The organism is Acinetobacter sp. YH12041 (assembly GCF_013419975.1).
In the GTDB taxonomy this organism is placed as follows: Bacteria; Pseudomonadota; Gammaproteobacteria; order Pseudomonadales; family Moraxellaceae; genus Acinetobacter.
Genome location: NZ_VOZC01000001.1, coordinates 177,764 through 195,332, shown reverse-complemented (window position 1 = coordinate 195,332; position 17,569 = coordinate 177,764). Strand labels below are relative to the sequence as shown.

The 17,569-nt window shown below is 44.0% G+C and carries 19 protein-coding genes and 2 tRNA genes; 10 read left to right on the top strand and 11 right to left on the bottom strand.

The features are described from left to right. The first annotated feature begins 77 nt into the window (after nt 1-77). The 4 genes from fadB to FTU00_RS00925 all read left to right on the top strand — a co-directional run bounded on the left by fadB (nt 78) and on the right by FTU00_RS00925 (nt 5,056). Nucleotides 78-2,228 (top strand): fatty acid oxidation complex subunit alpha FadB, encoded by a 2,151-nt coding sequence (fadB, locus tag FTU00_RS00940; protein ID WP_159123725.1) that lies wholly within the window; start codon nt 78-80, stop codon nt 2,226-2,228. Nucleotides 2,229-2,240: 12 nt separating this feature from the next. Next, nucleotides 2,241-3,413: an acetyl-CoA C-acyltransferase FadA gene (gene fadA, locus FTU00_RS00935; RefSeq protein WP_180031038.1), complete on the top strand. Its 1,173-nt coding sequence runs from the start codon at nt 2,241-2,243 to the stop codon at nt 3,411-3,413. Between the two features lie 138 nt (nt 3,414-3,551). Next, entirely contained in the window at nt 3,552-4,376 is an 825-nt protein-coding gene (locus FTU00_RS00930; RefSeq protein WP_166136827.1) for a hypothetical protein, read from the top strand. 173 nt (nt 4,377-4,549) lie between these two features. Beyond that, the gene (locus FTU00_RS00925) at nt 4,550-5,056 is read left to right on the top strand and encodes a hypothetical protein (protein ID WP_159123721.1); all 507 of its coding nucleotides are present in this window, start codon (nt 4,550-4,552) and stop codon (nt 5,054-5,056) included. 104 nt (nt 5,057-5,160) lie between these two features. Here FTU00_RS00925 and tehB read toward each other — a convergent pair whose 3' ends face one another. The 7 genes from tehB to FTU00_RS00890 all read right to left on the bottom strand — a co-directional run bounded on the left by tehB (nt 5,161) and on the right by FTU00_RS00890 (nt 9,533). Continuing rightward, on the bottom strand, nt 5,161-6,024 hold the full coding sequence (gene tehB / locus FTU00_RS00920) for an SAM-dependent methyltransferase TehB (RefSeq protein WP_179991950.1): 864 nt from the start codon (nt 6,022-6,024) through the stop codon (nt 5,161-5,163). A 189-nt stretch (nt 6,025-6,213) separates the two neighbouring features. Then, nucleotides 6,214-6,963, bottom strand: a complete 750-nt coding sequence (locus tag FTU00_RS00915; protein WP_159123719.1) for a hypothetical protein — start codon at nt 6,961-6,963, stop codon at nt 6,214-6,216. Between the two features lie 242 nt (nt 6,964-7,205). Next, nucleotides 7,206-7,706, bottom strand: coding sequence for a hypothetical protein (locus tag FTU00_RS00910; RefSeq protein ID WP_166136836.1), 501 nt, complete (start codon nt 7,704-7,706; stop codon nt 7,206-7,208). Nucleotides 7,707-7,934: 228 nt separating this feature from the next. Continuing rightward, the gene (locus FTU00_RS00905; RefSeq protein WP_180159202.1) at nt 7,935-8,456 is read right to left on the bottom strand and encodes a hypothetical protein; all 522 of its coding nucleotides are present in this window, start codon (nt 8,454-8,456) and stop codon (nt 7,935-7,937) included. A gap of 209 nt (nt 8,457-8,665) precedes the next feature. Continuing rightward, nucleotides 8,666-8,741: transfer RNA gene (locus FTU00_RS00900), tRNA-Phe, on the bottom strand. A gap of 137 nt (nt 8,742-8,878) precedes the next feature. Further along, nucleotides 8,879-8,954: transfer RNA gene (locus FTU00_RS00895), tRNA-Phe, on the bottom strand. Nucleotides 8,955-9,155: 201 nt separating this feature from the next. Then, on the bottom strand, nt 9,156-9,533 hold the full coding sequence (locus tag FTU00_RS00890; RefSeq protein WP_004781604.1) for a GNAT family N-acetyltransferase: 378 nt from the start codon (nt 9,531-9,533) through the stop codon (nt 9,156-9,158). Nucleotides 9,534-9,629: 96 nt separating this feature from the next. On the opposite strand from FTU00_RS00890, the gene hisB reads away from it, so the two are divergent. The 5 genes from hisB to FTU00_RS00865 all read left to right on the top strand — a co-directional run bounded on the left by hisB (nt 9,630) and on the right by FTU00_RS00865 (nt 13,611). Beyond that, complete coding sequence (gene hisB, locus FTU00_RS00885; protein ID WP_005232589.1) at nt 9,630-10,223, top strand: imidazoleglycerol-phosphate dehydratase HisB; 594 nt, start codon at nt 9,630-9,632, stop codon at nt 10,221-10,223. Further along, nucleotides 10,223-10,840: an imidazole glycerol phosphate synthase subunit HisH gene (gene hisH, locus FTU00_RS00880; protein ID WP_004781601.1), complete on the top strand. Its 618-nt coding sequence runs from the start codon at nt 10,223-10,225 to the stop codon at nt 10,838-10,840. The genes hisB and hisH overlap by 1 nt, the downstream gene beginning before the upstream one ends. A gap of 152 nt (nt 10,841-10,992) precedes the next feature. Further along, nucleotides 10,993-11,655, top strand: coding sequence for a 3'-5' exonuclease (locus FTU00_RS00875; protein ID WP_180034195.1), 663 nt, complete (start codon nt 10,993-10,995; stop codon nt 11,653-11,655). A gap of 222 nt (nt 11,656-11,877) precedes the next feature. After that, nucleotides 11,878-12,612, top strand: a complete 735-nt coding sequence (gene hisA / locus FTU00_RS00870) for a 1-(5-phosphoribosyl)-5-[(5-phosphoribosylamino)methylideneamino]imidazole-4-carboxamide isomerase (protein ID WP_005232592.1) — start codon at nt 11,878-11,880, stop codon at nt 12,610-12,612. Between the two features lie 69 nt (nt 12,613-12,681). Then, nucleotides 12,682-13,611: a DMT family transporter gene (locus FTU00_RS00865; RefSeq protein ID WP_180178910.1), complete on the top strand. Its 930-nt coding sequence runs from the start codon at nt 12,682-12,684 to the stop codon at nt 13,609-13,611. A 65-nt stretch (nt 13,612-13,676) separates the two neighbouring features. On the opposite strand, the gene FTU00_RS00860 is transcribed toward FTU00_RS00865, so the two are convergent. From FTU00_RS00860 to FTU00_RS00850, 3 genes are read right to left on the bottom strand one after another with little or no spacing between them, the layout of a single operon-like run. Continuing rightward, nucleotides 13,677-14,072 carry a hypothetical protein gene (locus tag FTU00_RS00860; protein WP_004781593.1) on the bottom strand — a complete coding sequence of 132 codons (396 nt, stop codon included), beginning with the start codon at nt 14,070-14,072 and terminating at the stop codon, nt 13,677-13,679. Nucleotides 14,073-14,092: 20 nt separating this feature from the next. Beyond that, nucleotides 14,093-14,719 (bottom strand): DUF1294 domain-containing protein, encoded by a 627-nt coding sequence (locus tag FTU00_RS00855; protein ID WP_034170207.1) that lies wholly within the window; start codon nt 14,717-14,719, stop codon nt 14,093-14,095. Nucleotides 14,720-14,745: 26 nt separating this feature from the next. Continuing rightward, complete coding sequence (locus FTU00_RS00850; protein WP_034170208.1) at nt 14,746-15,693, bottom strand: homoserine kinase; 948 nt, start codon at nt 15,691-15,693, stop codon at nt 14,746-14,748. Between the two features lie 113 nt (nt 15,694-15,806). Between FTU00_RS00850 and hisF the strand changes: the two genes are divergently transcribed. After that, nucleotides 15,807-16,565, top strand: a complete 759-nt coding sequence (gene hisF / locus FTU00_RS00845) for an imidazole glycerol phosphate synthase subunit HisF (RefSeq protein WP_180178909.1) — start codon at nt 15,807-15,809, stop codon at nt 16,563-16,565. Nucleotides 16,566-16,903: 338 nt separating this feature from the next. Here hisF and FTU00_RS00840 read toward each other — a convergent pair whose 3' ends face one another. Next, nucleotides 16,904-17,497: a hypothetical protein gene (locus FTU00_RS00840; RefSeq protein WP_179991945.1), complete on the bottom strand. Its 594-nt coding sequence runs from the start codon at nt 17,495-17,497 to the stop codon at nt 16,904-16,906. Nucleotides 17,498-17,569: the final 72 nt, after the last annotated feature.

Genomic DNA, 17,569 nt, shown 5'->3' with positions numbered 1-17,569 from the left:
TAAAAAAGTGCGCGGGAAATGCGCGCTTGCTTCACAACATCAACTTAGAAGTCCTCCAAAATAAAGGAGATCAGGGCATGATCCACGCTGGCAATGCCATTACCGTCCAAATGCTTGAGGACGGAATTGCAGAATTCCGCTTTGACTTACAAGGTGAGTCGGTTAACAAATTCAACCGTGCAACGATTGAAGATTTCAAGGCTGCGATCGACGCAGTTTCCGCTGCTGACATTCAGGGTTTAATCGTGACTTCAGGCAAGTCTACATTTATTGTAGGTGCTGACATTACTGAATTCGGCGATAACTTTGCTCAAGGCGAACAGGCAATTGTTGACTGGGCACTACCAGTTCATGAAATTTTTAACAGCTTCGAAGACCTGGACATTCCTAAAGTTGCCGCGATTAACGGTATGGCACTAGGTGGCGGTTTCGAGATGTGCTTAGTCTGTGACTACCGTGTGATGTCAGAACAGGCGCAAGTCGGCCTGCCTGAAATCAAACTTGGTATCTTCCCTGGTTTCGGTGGTACGGTTCGTTTAAGCCGTCTGATCGGTATCGACAATGCAGTTGAATGGATGGCCATGGCTACTCCGAAAAAACCGGCTGCTGCACTGAAAGATGGTGCTGTTGATGCGGTTGTGGCTGCAGACAAACTGAAAGATGCTGCGATTGACCTGTTGAAACAGGCAATTCACGGTCGTTTAGACTGGCAAACAAAACGCCAGGAAAAACTGGATCCAATCAAGCTGAACATGCTTGAGCAAATGATGGCGTTCAATACGGCGAAAGGTGCGGTTCTTGCAAAAGCAAACCCTGCTCAATACCCAGCGCCAAAACTATTGCTTGATTCTCTTCAGGCAGGTGCAAGCTTACACCGCGATGAAGCGTTAAAAGTTGAAGCTCAAGGCTTTGCGAAAGCTGCGGTAACTCCACAAGCAGGTGCGTTAATCGGTCTGTTCCTGAACGACCAGGTTGTGAAGAAAACTTCTAAGAAATATGAACAAGGTGCACATCCAGTGAACCAGGCTGCCGTTCTAGGCGCAGGGATCATGGGTGGTGGTATTGCTTACCAGGCGGCAAGCAAAGGCACTCCAATCATCATGAAAGACATCGGTAACCAGCAACTTGCACTGGGTATGTCTGAAGCAAACAAACTGCTGACCAAGCAGGTTGAACGCAAGAAGATGAAGCCGGCGCAAATGGGTGAAACCCTTGCTCGCATCCGTCCTACTTTAAGCTATGACGAGTTTAAAGAAGTCGACATCGTGATCGAAGCAGTAACTGAAAACCCGAAAGTGAAAGGCATCGTACTGAAAGAAACTGAATCTAAAGTACGTGAAAACACGATTATTGCGTCGAACACGTCTACGATTTCAATCACGCGTCTGGCTGAAAATCTGGAACGTCCTGAAAACTTCGTCGGTATGCACTTCTTTAACCCGGTACACATGATGCCACTGGTAGAAGTGATTCGTGGTGAGAAGACTTCTGCTGAAGCGATTGCAACGACTGTTGTTCTTGCTCAGAAAATGGGTAAAACACCAATCGTAGTGAATGACTGCCCGGGCTTCCTGGTAAACCGCGTACTGTTCCCTTACTTCGGTGCATTTGACCTGTTACTGAAAGATGGTGCTGACTTCCAGCAAATCGATAAAGTGATGGAAAAATTCGGCTGGCCTATGGGTCCTGCTTACCTGATGGACGTGGTTGGTATCGATACTGGCGTTCACGGTGCAGAAGTGATGGCTGAAGGCTTCCCGGATCGTATGAAACCTGATTTCAAAGGTTCGATCCAGGTGATGTACGAAAACAACCGTCTGGGTCAAAAGAATGACGTTGGTTTCTACAAATACGAACTTGACCGTAAAGGCAAAAAAGCCAAAGTGGTTGATCCAACCGCATACGAACTTGTGGCATCTGTTGCAACTGCTGAAAAACGTGAATTTGATCCTCAAGAGATCATTGACCGTATGATGCTGGCTTTCTGTAACGAAACTGTTCGTTGCCTGGAAGACAACATTGTTGCAACTCCGGCTGAAGCAGATATGGCGATGATCATGGGTGTAGGCTTCCCTCCATTCCGTGGTGGTCCATGCCGTTATATCGACCAAACTGGTGTAGCTGAGTATGTTGCACTTTGCGACAAATACGCGCACTTAGGTAAGGCTTATGAAGCGCCGCAATCATTGCGCGACATGGCTGCTAACAACAAAAAATTCTACGGTTAAGGAGTGACGTGAATGGCTACTTTAAATCCACGTGACGTTGTGATTGTTGATGGCGTACGTACTGCCATGGGCAAATCGAAAAACGGTATGTTCCGCAATGTACGTGCCGACAGCATGTCAGCTGAACTTATCCGTGCGTTGATGATTCGTAACGAATTCGACCCGAATGAAGTCGAAGATGTGATCTGGGGCTGTGTGAACCAGACTCTGGAACAAGGTATGAACATTGCGCGTAACATCGCATTGTTAGCTGACCTGCCTAAGACTGTTGCAGGTCAAACGGTTAACCGTCTGTGTGGTTCTTCTATGCAGGCAATCCACACTGCGGCTGCACAGATTGCGACTAACCAGGGTGATATCTTCATCATCGGTGGTGTAGAGCATATGGGCCACGTAGGTATGATGCACGGCATCGACCTGAACCCTGCTGCATCTAAGCACTACGCAAAAGCATCAAATATGATGGGCCTGACTGCTGAAATGCTAGGTCGCATGAACAGCATTACTCGTGAAGAACAGGATGCGTTTGGTGTGGAATCTCACCGTCGTGCCTGGGCTGCAACTGAAAATGGTCTGTTCCAGAACGAGATCGTAGGTATTGAAGGTCATAATGCTGACGGTTATAAAGTTCTGTGCGATATCGATGAAGTGATCCGTCCGGATGCCAACATCGAAACTTTCCGTGCTTTACGTCCAGTATTTGACCCTAAAGGCGGGACAGTGACTGCTGCAACATCTTCAGCATTGTCTGACGGTGCATCTGCAATGCTGTTAATGTCTGCTGAACGTGCTCAAGCGCTTGGTTTGAAACCACGTGCTGTGATTCGCTCTATGGCGGTTGCAGGTTGTGACGCTGCGATCATGGGTTATGGCCCTGTTCCGGCAACACAAAAAGCATTGAAGCGTGCTGGTCTGACGATTGAAGATATTCAAACTGTTGAGTTAAACGAAGCCTTTGCTGCGCAAGGTCTGTCTGTTCTTAAAGGCTTAGGGCTGTACGAGAAACAGAATATCGTAAACCTGAATGGTGGTGCGATTGCATTAGGTCACCCGTTGGGCTGTTCTGGCGCGCGTATTACCACTTCTCTCCTAAACATCATGGAACAGCAAGATACTCAAATCGGTCTGGCGACGATGTGTATTGGTTTGGGGCAAGGTATTGCAACGATTATCGAACGTGTTTAATTCTTAAACAACGAGATTATAAGACCCCCCGCTTAGTGCGGGGTTTCTTTATTGCGAACTATTCATTCAAAGTTTTTTAAAATACACATAGCCTTATTTATGATAAAGTTGAATATTAAATATAAATTTAAAATAATTATGAAAAAATATTTAGCATTTACAGTTCTGAGTCTAAGCTTGGTAGGATGTGCCAGCACACCAAAAGCACCACAATCTGATTACTTTGCAAGAATTCAAAAAGAATTTAAAACCCAACCTGTGGCTATCTTGACAGATGCCTGCCTACTACGTAAAGAACTTGGTGACAGTCATATTTTACTGGATCAATCTAATCGTACTGCCGAAGCAATATCTCAATCATTGGTAAAACAGTTAAACCAGAATGCGGTTCAAGTGACCAAAACCTTCCAGCCAACACATTGCGGTTTCTTTGAAAAGCGTACCATTCAGACTTATAAAAAACGTAATACTTTAGAGTCGCAACCTGAATATTTAGGCACTTATCCTGTTTTGGCAGCCAACCAACCTGCAATTACTGATCTGGATGGTGCAAGTATCCAACTGCTGCTTCAAAAGAGTTTTAAAGCCAGCCATGGGCGTTATGCGTTAAGCAATAACTATCAACCTGTAGATATTGATATTACAGATCGCCTAACTGACCATCTCAAGCCTGTGTTAGGCACATCTAAGGTTCTGGTCATCCAGGTCTTAGGACAACAGCCTTCTTTAGGAAAACGGATTGGTAATATTGCCGGCACAGCTGCTTTCGCAGTTTTAACAATGGGTGTAGTTGTAGCAGATGATCCAGTACCTACAGAAGGCCAATACTATGTACTTTCTTATGTTGATTTGGATAAGAAACAAATTTTATGGTCTAAGCATCAAAAATTCGATGGAAAACTTTATCAGACCGGCCCAGTTAGCGTAACGACACCAAATATGCTAAAACCTTTGGGTCTTTAAAATAGAAATAAATAAAAAACCCTGTTTAATAACAGGGTTTTTTATTTAAAAGAATGTTATCCCTTTGTAAATTTAGTTGAATATTCAACCAATAAAAACTTATCCATCAGCCACTTATATTTGACAGGCGTATCATAACCCCACATTTCTCTCCTTTATTTATGGGGTTATGCATGAAAATGCTTAAAACACTTCTAGCAACTGCAATCGTTGCAACTTCAGCTTCTGCTATGGCTTCTGCAACAGTTTCTCCTGTTGCTGCAATGAAAGAACAAGCAAAAACTGTTGCCGCTCAAACTGCTCAACAAGCAACTGCGCCTGCACAAGCAAAAGTAGCGACTGCGACTGTTAAAGCACAAGACTCTGCTGCCAAAGCTACTGCTGAGAAACAAGCGGCTGTCGCTAAAGTAGAAGCAACTCAACAACAAGCTGCTCAAACTAAAGAAGCAGCAAAAACTGAAGCGGCTCAAAAAGTAGAAGCTGCAAAAGCTGCACCTGCAGATATGAAAAAAGTAGCGGATTCTAAAGTAGAAGCCGTGAAAACTGATGCAGCTGTAAAAACTGCTGAAGTAAAAGAAGCAACTGTAGCAAAAGCTGAAGAAGTAAAAGCAGCACCTGCCGAAGCAGCTGTAAAAGCCGAGAAAAAAGGGTGGTTCTCTTGGTTTAAAAAATCTGCTTAAGATATTTTAAATCCATAAAAAAAGATGTCCGAGTGACATCTTTTTTTTGTTTTTTGGCTCTTTCAGATTTAAAGTCAAAAATATAAAGACCTATAAATCTCTTATTAGACCTTTCGGGCTAGCATAGTCGCAAAATGCTGCTTGATCCGGTTGCCCTGCTCATCTACTCGGTGTAATTCACCGACATTTTCATTATATTTCACCAGATTCCAGCCTTCATAATAGGCACTAAGCTGTCCCGGCTTAAAACTAAACGGAAAGTCTGGCTGTACCGGAATATCATCGGTATCCATCGCACAGACAATCAGGTTATAACCGCCCGGCACTGTCGCCTGCTGCATCTGTGCAATAAGTGGTGGAATGGTATCGGCCTGCAGGAACATCATCACCACTGTACAGCAAATGAAGTCATATTGACCCTGAATACTGGGGTCAAGATTTAAATCCCGTTGCTGAACCTGAATATTCCCGATTTCTTCATTCTGAATGATCTGTCTTAAGGTCTGTAGACTATTTTCATTCACATCCCAGGCGTCGACTTCAAAACTGTTCTGACTCAAATACAACGAATTGCGGCCTGAACCACAACCGACATCCAGCGCACGACCACCCTTTAAATACGGCATAGCCGCCAGAATTTCCGAATGGGTCGGGCTTAGCTGATATTTCTTGTTAAAGTAATCCTCAGGTTTGCAGTAAAAACGCAGCTGACATTCTGCATCTTCACTGGCAGAAATAATCTTATGCCATGCCTGTGGCTCAATGAACGGTGGTTGCTGCTCTGGCGTAAATACATGTTCAGACTGTATATGACCTGACGGATCCAGCATGGCAAAATGCAGCTCACCTTTGAGCACAGTCAGCTTTGCCCAAGTGCCCGCTTTGGTATTGTGTGGCTGCTTGAACCCTTGTGGGATAGCTTGCTGCATCCAGACCGGAAATTCTTTATAACATTTCAATTGTTGCATAAAAGATTGTGCTCCCTATTCTCGCTTTCCGTCTGCAAACATGCTTCTGGATATTCATTTTTCTTAAGCATAGCTGGTTCTCTTACCAATGAGAACTGGCACATCTTTGATGTAAGCAATGCAACAAGACTAATTCTGACAGAAAAACATCATGTCATTTAGAGATAAGAAATCATAAGATCCTCATACTTAGAGTTTGTTCTCTGCCTCTTTAAGTGCCTGCTGATCCACTTGAGTCATTTGCTGATTGAGCTGCACTATTTCCTGATACAGCTTATTGAATTGCTTTAAGGGTGCATCTTCATAGAACATAAAGGTCTGGTTTTTCTTTTCCCATTTATTGTTTTTCAGCACCAGAAATAGCTGGTCTGCTTTGGCCAGACTCTGTTTTTCAATTTCAAAAATTGCATGGGCATTATCCTGCTGCTGATTGGCTTTCAGATTATCTGCCAGCTGCTGACGATAGCGGTTTTTAATGTCCAGCTGTTTCACCTGCTCTAACTGCTGGGTTGCCCGCTGTTGAATTGTCTGTTCATAACCATCGACAATTTCATGCACACGCTTCAGCATGGCTTCGGTTTCTTTATAGTCTTGGGCTTGATCTTTGGCTAAACGGTCAATGTCCAGAAAACGATCCCAGTCCGCTGCTTTGAGGTCACGTAAATACTGATTGCGAGCCTCGGCACGATCACGCATCTGACCCAGAATAAATTGGGCCATCACGGCATAATCCCCATCCAGACGATCATCTTCCAGATCAATCTGAATCGGTTTAGACCAATCCTGTGCCTGTTGCAAAATAGATCCAGTTTTTTCTTCCAGTACCGTTTCATATTCTTGCAAATCGGCCTGCTGTTTCTGCTCTACAGAATTTTGATAAAATAACCAGATCAAAATTGCCAGTACCACTCCAGCGATAATCATAAAAACACGGGGCATCTACACGCTCCAGGTCTGTCATCCAGATCTTGTTGATTTTTTACACTATGCTTATTTTTCCAGCATAATTCAAGACATAGAGCTTTTCACATTTGTGAACGTGCTTCCTCAATACTGAAAAAATGAATCCAGTAAAAAGCCTGAAGAAAGGAAATAAGTTTTTAACCCACCCTTTCTTCATGACGTGATCTGGCTATACCGAAACTGACTGACCTGATCAGCCTGGCCCATCGGATTGTGTGCTAGCGTGAACCAAAAGGCAGACTGAGCTCAAGCCGATTCGGATCAAACTGTTCCCGGACGATCTGGACATTGGTTGCATTCCGGTCAATACCGAAAGGTTGCAAAATCACATAGATTCCGTTTCTTGGATCTGAGGACTGCAAGCCTTGCGCTACTGCCAGTACATATTCCCGGAACACAGTAGGCAGACTGTCCAGATCTGGATTAGGCGCTGCTGCCCCCATGTCAATATTTGCAACGACATCACCATCGACACTATAAGCCTGGATATCGCGTTCAATTTTCATCAGGCGCATCTGCAAAGCCTTACGCTGGCTGGCACCTTCCTGATAAGGCGTTATTTCCGTCACAGCACGCATTTCAGGCTCTGCCATGACAGTTAAGGTGGGAAGTACCGTTGCTTCAGAATGAGCAGGAGCTGCATGACTCAGTACAGGGAGAGTAAAAGCAGTACAGGTCAGCATCAGGCCCAAGCTTTGAATGGATTTTAGGAGATTCATCTTATTACCCCTCGGTTGGAAAAGGGAAAGCGTCAGATTAAATCTTACAAGTAATACAGCTTCTTATTGTTAAGTTTGATAAACGGTCAATCGAATCCATTACACCCTCATAAAGCCAACCAGCAAATCAGGAGCAAAGCTCCTAAAAAATATGAATTATTCAGAAGTTAGATTTAAAAAAGCAAAAATCCCCAATATGGGGATTGATTTGCATTACTGGCTCATCCTTTAAGGAGATCTTGGAAATTGCGCTACAGGAGATGGATTGTTGTAGTTTTCTAATAAGCCCAGATTCACCTTGTCCAGATTAATCTGTAGTTGAAGACCGCGTCCTGGTTGCAAGCTGCTGCTACGATCGATCCCGACATTCTCCAGCAGTGTATACAGCCCTTGGGTTGGATCACCAGATTGTAAGCCCTGGGCAATGGTCATCACATACTGTTGCAGTGCAGGTGACAGTAAACTCAAATCTGGAGCTTGGGTCGGCTTAATATCGAGGTTTGCCAGCACATTTGGATTGACCATAAAATTTTCTGCATCTTTGGTTCCCCGGATTACCTGATGCTGTAAGGCAAGACGATTGGCTTCATTCTCAATAAATGGAACATAGCCAGTCTCATTACTCATTTCAGGTTCAGCCATAATGGTCATCGTAGGCAAGGTAAGCACCGGTTTCTGTTCTTCCGCATGCACTGCTATGCTAAATGTACCTAACAGAGCCCCAAATAAAGATGTTTTTAGACTATTCATGGGCTTTCCCCTACTTCAAATTTCACAACCTGAATGCCTTTATCGGTTGCTAAAGTCTGTATTTAATTTAATTATCTATTAGATTACCTTGATTATTTAGAGAACTCATTCTTGCTCAGATGAATGGCAAAACAAGTTAATTCTTAGGCTGAATCAAAAATCACAGGCGAAAAAAAAACCTCAAACAATGTTTGAGGTTTTTTCGAATATGGTGGCGAGACCCAGGATCGAACTGGGGACACACGGATTTTCAATCCGTTGCTCTACCAACTGAGCTATCACGCCGATGCGGTGTATTAAGCCGTATCTGGACACATTAGTCAATCGAAATTATGAAAAAAAAGATTGAGTGTCTGAATTTTGGCCTAAAAAAAAATCCCTGATGGGATCAGGGATTGAAAACTTTAAAATCGTTTTGAATATGGTGGCGAGACCCAGGATCGAACTGGGGACACACGGATTTTCAATCCGTTGCTCTACCAACTGAGCTATCACGCCGATGTCGCGTATTAAACAGTTTCAGCTCTTAATCGTCAAGTACATAACGTATAAAAATCATCAAATGTTTACTTTTCCATCGATTTGCATGTTTATACAGCAATATTTTCATATTTTCAGCAAATACCTGACTAATAAAATAAATTGAATCCGGTATTTACAAAAAAAGCAGCCCGAAGGCTGCTTGAAATTTATCTATATTTAAATTTTTTCAAGATTTGCCAGACAGCGGTGAATGGCTCCGCATCCCGGTACAAATGCTTTTACTCCTTTTTCCTCTTCCATGCGGCATGCCTCACTCACCAGCCTTTCTGCAACCCCGCGTCCACGGTTGGCCGGATGCACCACAATGTTTTCCAGGGTTCGACTTTCGCCTTGTCCTGTGCACCAGATGGCGCCGATGATTTTGGTGTTAAATTCTGCGGTATAAAGTAAGGTATACTGTGCAAGGTTTTGCTCTAGATGTTCAATGGCATCTGCCCCATCACTAAATTCAGGGCTAGTGTCATACAGTCGCTCAAGCTGGCTGCGCACTTCGTCGTTTTCTAGAGAAGTATAAGCATGTACGGTAATAGGCATTGATAAACCCTCCTGAGCAATCTAATATGCGGTGACGTCGTCACGGCGAAAATATTTTCTACATCAATCATTTTGACGTATTTGAGGAACGTGTCTATGACAGATCGTATCAGTGAAGTGGTAAGAAATACCAACGAAACCAAAATTCGAGTTCGTTTGAACCTCGATGGTACTGGTCAAGGCACTTTAAACACTGGTATTCCATTTTTAGATCATATGATTGATCAAATCAAGCGACATGGTCTGTTTGATATTGATATTCATTGTGATGGAGATCTGGAAATTGATGACCATCATACCGTAGAAGACTGTGGTATTACCTTAGGTCAAGCCTTCGCTCAGGCTTTGGGTGATAAAAAGGGCCTACGCCGTTATGGACACTTCTATGCGCCGCTTGATGAATCTTTAAGCCGTGTCGTGGTGGATCTGTCTGGCCGTCCGGGTCTGTTTATGGACATTCCATTTACCCGTGCCATGATTGGCCGTTTTGATGTAGACCTGTTTTCTGAGTTTTTCCAGGGCTTTGTCAACCACTCGCTGATGACTGTACACATTGACAACCTGAAAGGTAAAAACAGTCACCACCAGATCGAAAGTGTATTTAAGGCATTTGCCCGTGCACTGCGTATGGCATGTGAAGTTGATCCACGTGCTGCGAATACTGTTGCTTCAACCAAAGGTACCTTGTAATGACCCGTATTGCCCTTCTTGACTATGGCATGGGAAACCTACACTCAGCAGCCAAAGCACTTGAACACGTCGGTGCAACGGTAGATGTGACCAATGATCCAAAACTGATTGCCCAAGCCGACAAAATCGTTTTTCCGGGTGTGGGTGCAATGCGTGACTGCATGCAAGGCATGCATGAAGCCGGAATTGATGAAGTGGTACGTAATGCCGTGTTTAACAAACCGGTATTGGCCATCTGTGTCGGTATGCAGGCCCTGATGCAACGTTCCGAAGAAAATGGCGGTGCGGATGCACTGGGCATTTTTGCCGGTGAAGTCAAACACTTCCCGGAAATGGCGGGTTTAAAAGTGCCGCATATGGGCTGGAACCAGGTACATCAGGCCGATCCAAGCCATCCGATGTGGAAAGACATTGCTCAGGATGCCCGTTTCTATTTCGTGCACAGTTACTATGTGGAACCGCAAGATCCAAGCATTGTGGCAGCAACCTGTAACTACGGTATTGATTTCTGTACTGCCCTGCATAAAGATAACCTGTTTGCGACCCAGTTCCATCCGGAAAAGAGTCATACTGCAGGACTGCAACTACTGAAAAACTTTGTGGATTGGAATATCTAATCCAATACATTCAAAAAGCTCGCATCATGCGGGCTTTTTTTATGGGCTACAGTTTAAAATGTTATTTTTGAAAAATAATTCACATCCAACCTTCCTTCTCTAAGGTATGCTCTATTCAACCTGAATATTCATCAATGGAAGATGCTTTAATCATGGATACCCAGCTTAACGATATTCTGCCGAGTAAAGAGGCAATAGCAAATTTTCCACCTTTTCAAAATATCGCGCCTGAAAATATTGTGGTGATTAACAGCATTCAGCAATGTGAAGCTCTACGCGAAGAACTTGAGCAGATCGCAGTCTTTGGTCTGGACACTGAATCTAAACCCACATTCAAGGTCGGTGAAGTTTCTACTGGTCCGCATCTGATTCAGCTGGCCACTCTGGAAAAGGCCTACCTGTTTCAGATGAATGCTGCCATTTGGGATTTTCTGAAACCGATTTTTGCCAATCGAGACCAGATTAAAGTTGGTTTTGGCCTGAAAAATGATGCGCATCTTTTCCGTAAAAGAGGCATTGAGCTGAACAGTGTGATTGAACTGTCAAAGTGCTTTGGTGCGTTCGGCATTAAAAATCCTCTTGGATTAAAAAATGCGATGGCTTTGCTATTTCAGGTGAATTTTCCTAAATCAAAACGGGTTACGACATCGAACTGGGCGAAAAAACATCTCAGTCAGGCACAAATTGAATATGCAGCTGCAGATGCCTATGCACCTTTACTGGTCTTTGAAGAATTGCTGCACCGTGGCTTGGGTCCTAAGGAAGTTCCCAATACTTCACTAAAATTGAAAATTCGCCCGCATTCAAAAATTTGAACAAACAGAAGATCAGTTTTCTAGCGAAATATCATTTTGATATCAGACTCCATCAGGAGTATTGCAAAGAATAAAAAAATTGAAGAATAAAATCCTGTCACTCCAGCATATCTTCAGACAGGTTTTCTTTTTTCATACCGTTTAAGAGTTAGAAATTTCGACTTTATTTGCTAAGATGAACTCACTGAAATTCATTCTAAAGATTAAGCAAGGAGCGAAAGCATGCTGATCATCCCTGCAATTGACCTGAAAGATGGCAAATGTGTCCGTTTAAAACAAGGTCGTATGGAAGACGATACCGTATTTTCTGACGATCCGGTGGCAACAGCACAGCATTGGGTAAATGAAGGCGCTCGCCGCTTGCATTTAGTAGATTTAAATGGTGCTTTCGCAGGTACACCGATTCATAAGCCAGTGGTAGAAGCCATTGCCAAATCACAGCCAGAATTGCCTATCCAGATTGGTGGCGGGATCCGCTCACTGGAAACCATTGAGCATTATCTGGAAGCAGGTGTATCTTTTGTGATTATTGGTACAAAAGCAGTGCAAAATCCTGAATTTGTAGAAGAAGCATGCAAAAAATTTGCAGGCCACATTATTGTGGGTATCGATGCCATGAACGGCATGGTAGCAACGGATGGCTGGGCGAATGTGACTGATGTAAAAGCGACTGATCTGGCGAAACGTTTCGCGGATGCTGGCGTGTCTAGTATTGTTTATACCGATATTGCCCGTGATGGCATGATGCAGGGTGTCAACATCGAGCAAACCGTACATCTGGCACAATATTCAGGTCTGCCTGTGATTGCTTCAGGTGGCGTAACCAATATGGATGACGTGCGTAATCTAAAAGATCAGCCTGGCATTTTAGGTGCGATTACCGGTCGTGCGATCTATGAAGGCACTTTAAATCTGCGTGAAGCACAATTATTGCTGGATGAACAAGAAGCGCTATAATAGCATCTGCTGAAAAAGAGGTCTGTGGACCTCTTTTTTTATTGTTCAATTTTTTTGATCCTCTCTCCCATGTCAACATCCGTTTCCCAAACTCCCTCTATCTGGAGAACTAAAGTTCCTCAACTTGCTCTGATCCTGATTACCATCATCTGGGGTGGCAGCTTTATCACTGTACAATATGGCCTGAATTTCAGTAGTCCGGTGATCTTTGTCGGATTACGCTTTGCAGCGGCGGCAATTGCCATAACTCTGCTGTCGCTGAAGCACTTGAAAGGCATGACGCTTAAAGAAGTGGCAGCGGGTGCCATCATTGGGGCTGTGATTACGATCGGTTATGGAACACAAACGGTGGGCTTGCAAACGATTAGTAGCAGTGAATCGGCCTTTTTGACTGCGCTATATGTTCCCTTAGTGCCTCTACTGCTGTGGCTACTGTTCCGTAAAAAACCATATTTCATGACCTGGGTCGGTGCCCTGTTTGCCTTTCTCGGTCTGGTGTTTTTAACCGGTAATGGCTTTGGTGCCATCCAGCTGAATTTTGGTCAGGCGCTGACTTTGCTCGGCTCGATTGCCATTGCGCTTGAGATTATTTTTATCAGTCATTTTGCTCCGAAGGTGAATACCCGGCGTGTCACCGTGCTACAACTCATTTTTGCCTCGCTATTTTGTTTTCTGATGGCACCGATACTGGGTGAATCTCAGTTACCTGGCTTCCACTGGCATCTGGCAGGTATTTTGGTCGGTCTCGGTATTGCCAGTGCCTGTATTCAGCTGGTGATGAACTGGGCACAGGAAATGGTAGATCCTTCCCAAGCTGCAATTATTTATGCCGGTGAACCGATCTGGGCAAGTTTATTTGGACGTATGGCGGGAGAACGTTTGCCTGCGCTGGCACTTCTAGGCGGATTGATGGTGGTACTTGGGGTGATTGCCAGCGAATGGAAGCCAAAGTTTTTTAGAAAAGAAAAAATAGAAGAGTTGAAGGAAGATCTTTCCTAAGCTTATGAACTCCCCCTCTTAGAAAAGGGGGAGTTTTTTATCTAGAGAAATAAATATAGCTAATCTTATTTGGTATACATCGGTCGATTGTCATTCAGACGCATAATGCCGCGAATCGCGCGATAGACAATCCAGATCCAGGAAACAAAGACCACAACCAGACAGAAAGTGGATGCACCAAAAGCAACCCCTGCAAACAGGTCCGGATCTTCATGGGTAAAGAACAGGAATAGGAATGGCACAAAGGCTACAATATTCCAGAACAGATACCACCAGAAACTGCGGATTTGCCAGGTAAAGTGACTTTCAAAAATCGAACCTCGTACATCCGAGCGCTTCACATAGTTAATAATCAGTGCAATCACTGCCAGCAAGCCACCACTAAAAATGGCCACGATATATAAGATATAAAGAATCAGGGTTAGCGTGCGATTTGAGTCTTTATCAATTGAATAGTTCATCTACGCTCCTGTGGTTGTTTCTAGATATTCAGGCTGTTAAAGGGAGAAATCAGCCATATAATCAAAATGATGTTAAAAGCTATAGTACAAAAATAAATTTGCCGGAAGGGTTGTTTTTGTGTTTTATGCCGTAATTTTTGCTGTGCCAGCCAGGCTGCCGGCCACCCTCCTAGAAATGCCACCAGATGCAGGGTATTTTCTGGAATACGGCGATTGCCCAATTGTGCCGCTTCTTTATCCTGGGCATACAGCCAGTAACTGAGGACATTCATCAGGCTCACCAGTAACAGGATCATTCCACTCAACAATCCGGCTAAACTGAGTCCCGCCAGTACCAGAATATAGGCCACAGAAGCAACCTGCATCGGCTGTAGTTTTTCTGGCTGGCTTCGGCCTGATGTTTTAGTTTTTGTTTTTGCCGTTTTGGTTTGTGATGCTTTCAGGTACATAACCTGCTGGGCACGATAACGTCCCTGCTCATCTAGAATCACCAGATAATCTAGCGCACAACCAACAATTGGCCGTGGACCGGGACGGGCAAAATCTTTGATATGCAAAAACACGCGATCTTTGGCCGGATCATTGGGCTGAATAAAGCCATAGCCTTTGTCATCAAACCATTCTACCAAACGTCCCTGATCGCGCATTTTGCCTGTTCCTGTTTATTTTTAATTTAAGCTGTCACAAATTTTAAACGTTCAATCAGCATGTTACGCATCTCTTCCGGATTTTTTTGCAGAATATCTTCACCGGTGCGGCCTTCAGCAGCATTTTTCTGTGCCACCTGTAAACGCATCATCCAGAAACGGCCCGCAGCCATTGCCAGGTAAAGCTCCAGACATGATTTTTCATCCTCAGTCAATGGACGCACAGTTTCATAGGCTTTTAAAAAGGCATTGGCCTTTTCTTCATTTAAAGTAACTTCCGGATAATTGGTACAGAAGTCATTTAAAGTAATTGCAATATCAAACAGGAATTCATCTTTATTCAGTTCATAAAAGTCCAGAATACCTTTCAGCTGATCACCCTCAAACAGGGTATTGTCACGGAACAGATCCGAATGGATAAAGCCACGTGGACGATCCGGATATACTGCGGTTAAAGCTTCATACAGGCCCAGAAGTTTACCCAGTAAGACTTTATCTGCTGCGTTCAGACTCGGTTTAATTTCCTGTGCTACGTTATACCAGTAGGCATGGTCACGGACAAAGGCGCGCTCAAGTTTAAAATCTTTCAGTGCGACATGCATTTTGGCCTGAGCAATGGCAATCGCTTCCGCCTGCGCAACGGTAGATGGCATCGGATGCTCGCCCATCATGCGTGGTGCAATTTGTGCTGGCTTATTTTTTAGCGTATGAATGGCTTTGCCTGAATGGGATAAAGGCACAGGTACGGCCAGACCTGCCTGACCCAGATGCTGCAAGACCGGCACCAGTTCTCCAGCGGCCTGTTCATCCATATCTTCAAAAACGGTCAGCACATATTGCTGGTTTTCGCAGACCAGAAAATAGTTCGTATTCTGGATACCTCCTTGAATGGGAATCAGATCAATCACCTCAAGTCCATAAGGTGCTGCGAAATCCTGAACTTCCTTTAAAGTCAAAGTGGTATAAACCGACATAGAAAACCTGCGAAAAAACTTACATATTTTTGCTAGAATACCGTTTCCATCTACCAAGGTGTAGCGCTTGCGTGGGTGAGTTTCATAATCGGCTGTAATAATTGGAAAAATTTATGCTAGCTAAACGTATTATTCCTTGTCTGGACGTCGACAACGGTCGCGTAGTCAAGGGTGTTCAGTTCCTTGATATTCGTGATGCGGGTGACCCGGTAGAAGTGGCACGCCGTTATAATGAACAAGGTGCCGATGAAATTACTTTCCTTGATATTACCGCTACACATCATGGACGCGACACCACTTACCGTACCGTTGAGCGTATGGCTGAATCTGTATTCGTACCGCTTACCGTAGGCGGTGGCGTGCGTAAAGTCGAAGATATTCGTCTACTATTAAATGCAGGTGCGGATAAAGTCAGCATCAACTCGGCAGCCGTCTTCAACCCTGAGTTTGTACAGGAAGCCTCACAGCGTTTTGGCGCGCAATGTATCGTGGTAGCGATTGATGCCAAAAAAACTGGCGAGAATAAATGGGAAATCTTTACCCACGGCGGACGCAAACCGACCGGTATTGATGTACTGGAATGGGCAGAGAAAATGGCCAGTTATGGTGCAGGTGAACTGTTAATTACCTCTATGGATGCTGATGGTACCAAAGCAGGTTATGACATTCCGCTCATGCGTGCTATCAATGACCGTGTGACTGTACCAACGATTGCTTCAGGTGGCGTAGGCAACTTGCAGCATCTGGCTGACGGGATTATCCATGGTGGTGCCGATGCAGTACTTGCTGCTTCTATTTTCCACTTTGGCCAGCATACCATTCCTGAGGCCAAGGCTTATCTAGCTGCTCAAGGTATTGAAATGCGTCTTTAAACGACAGCATTCAAATGAAAAAGAGTGTGAATATCACGCTCTTTTTTTATGCATTATTCTTAGAAATCATTTAAATTCTGGACAAAAAAAAGGAGTCTTGCGACTCCCTATAAAAACCAAGAAGAACTACAGCACTTGGTATCTTTGACATTTACAATATAACTCAATCTGTATGCAGGTTGATAAGACTTTCAATCATCAACAGACGCAAATATAGGTGAAATCCTGAGCACAATATTGACAATATATGCAGAATTTATTGACAAATCACGACAGGGTTAACCAAAGTGAGAAATGGTTAACATTTTATGTGGCAGATTACTCGAAATTTAAGTTATTTAATCACGATCTTTAGCCCATTTAGCCGGGAAATAACGCTGGGTTAAGTGGGTTAAGCGCATAGAGATCTGTTCCGGCAAGACAATACCAAGGGGATTTTTTTCCTGTAAATCTGCTGAGGAAATCACCCGGGTTCCCATCAAATAATCAAACCAGGGCTTGGTTACACACCAGTTGGCGTCTTGGTTACTATTCATATGGTGATCATAATGCCAGGGAATTTTTTTTCTGGCCCATTCTGGCTCCAGATGTGCTCGCCGATGCATATAGAAATAATTGCCTGCACTATACAGCGTGGCCAAAAACATACCTTTGGACAAGGGATAAAAAGCCAGCCCGAATACGCTTGCTGCGACGGCCAGTGAACCGATTTCATTGCGGATTCGCCAGTTTTTCAAACCTTCCACATAGGCATAATCAGAAAATCTGGTCTTGCGAACTTCACGATGATGTTCCCAATGTGAACGCATGCTGTCCGGCACTGGGCTATAACGTGTCTGCCCTGCTCGATGCGTACCATGCAGCACATATTTATGCGCAAACCATTCAAAGCCATTGGCTACGACCAGTCCTGCTAGAAAGCCTTTCCACATGATCTTTTCCTCCCTGTTTGTTTACACTATAGGTCAAACAAAGGGCTAGATATTGACCGATAATTTCAATAT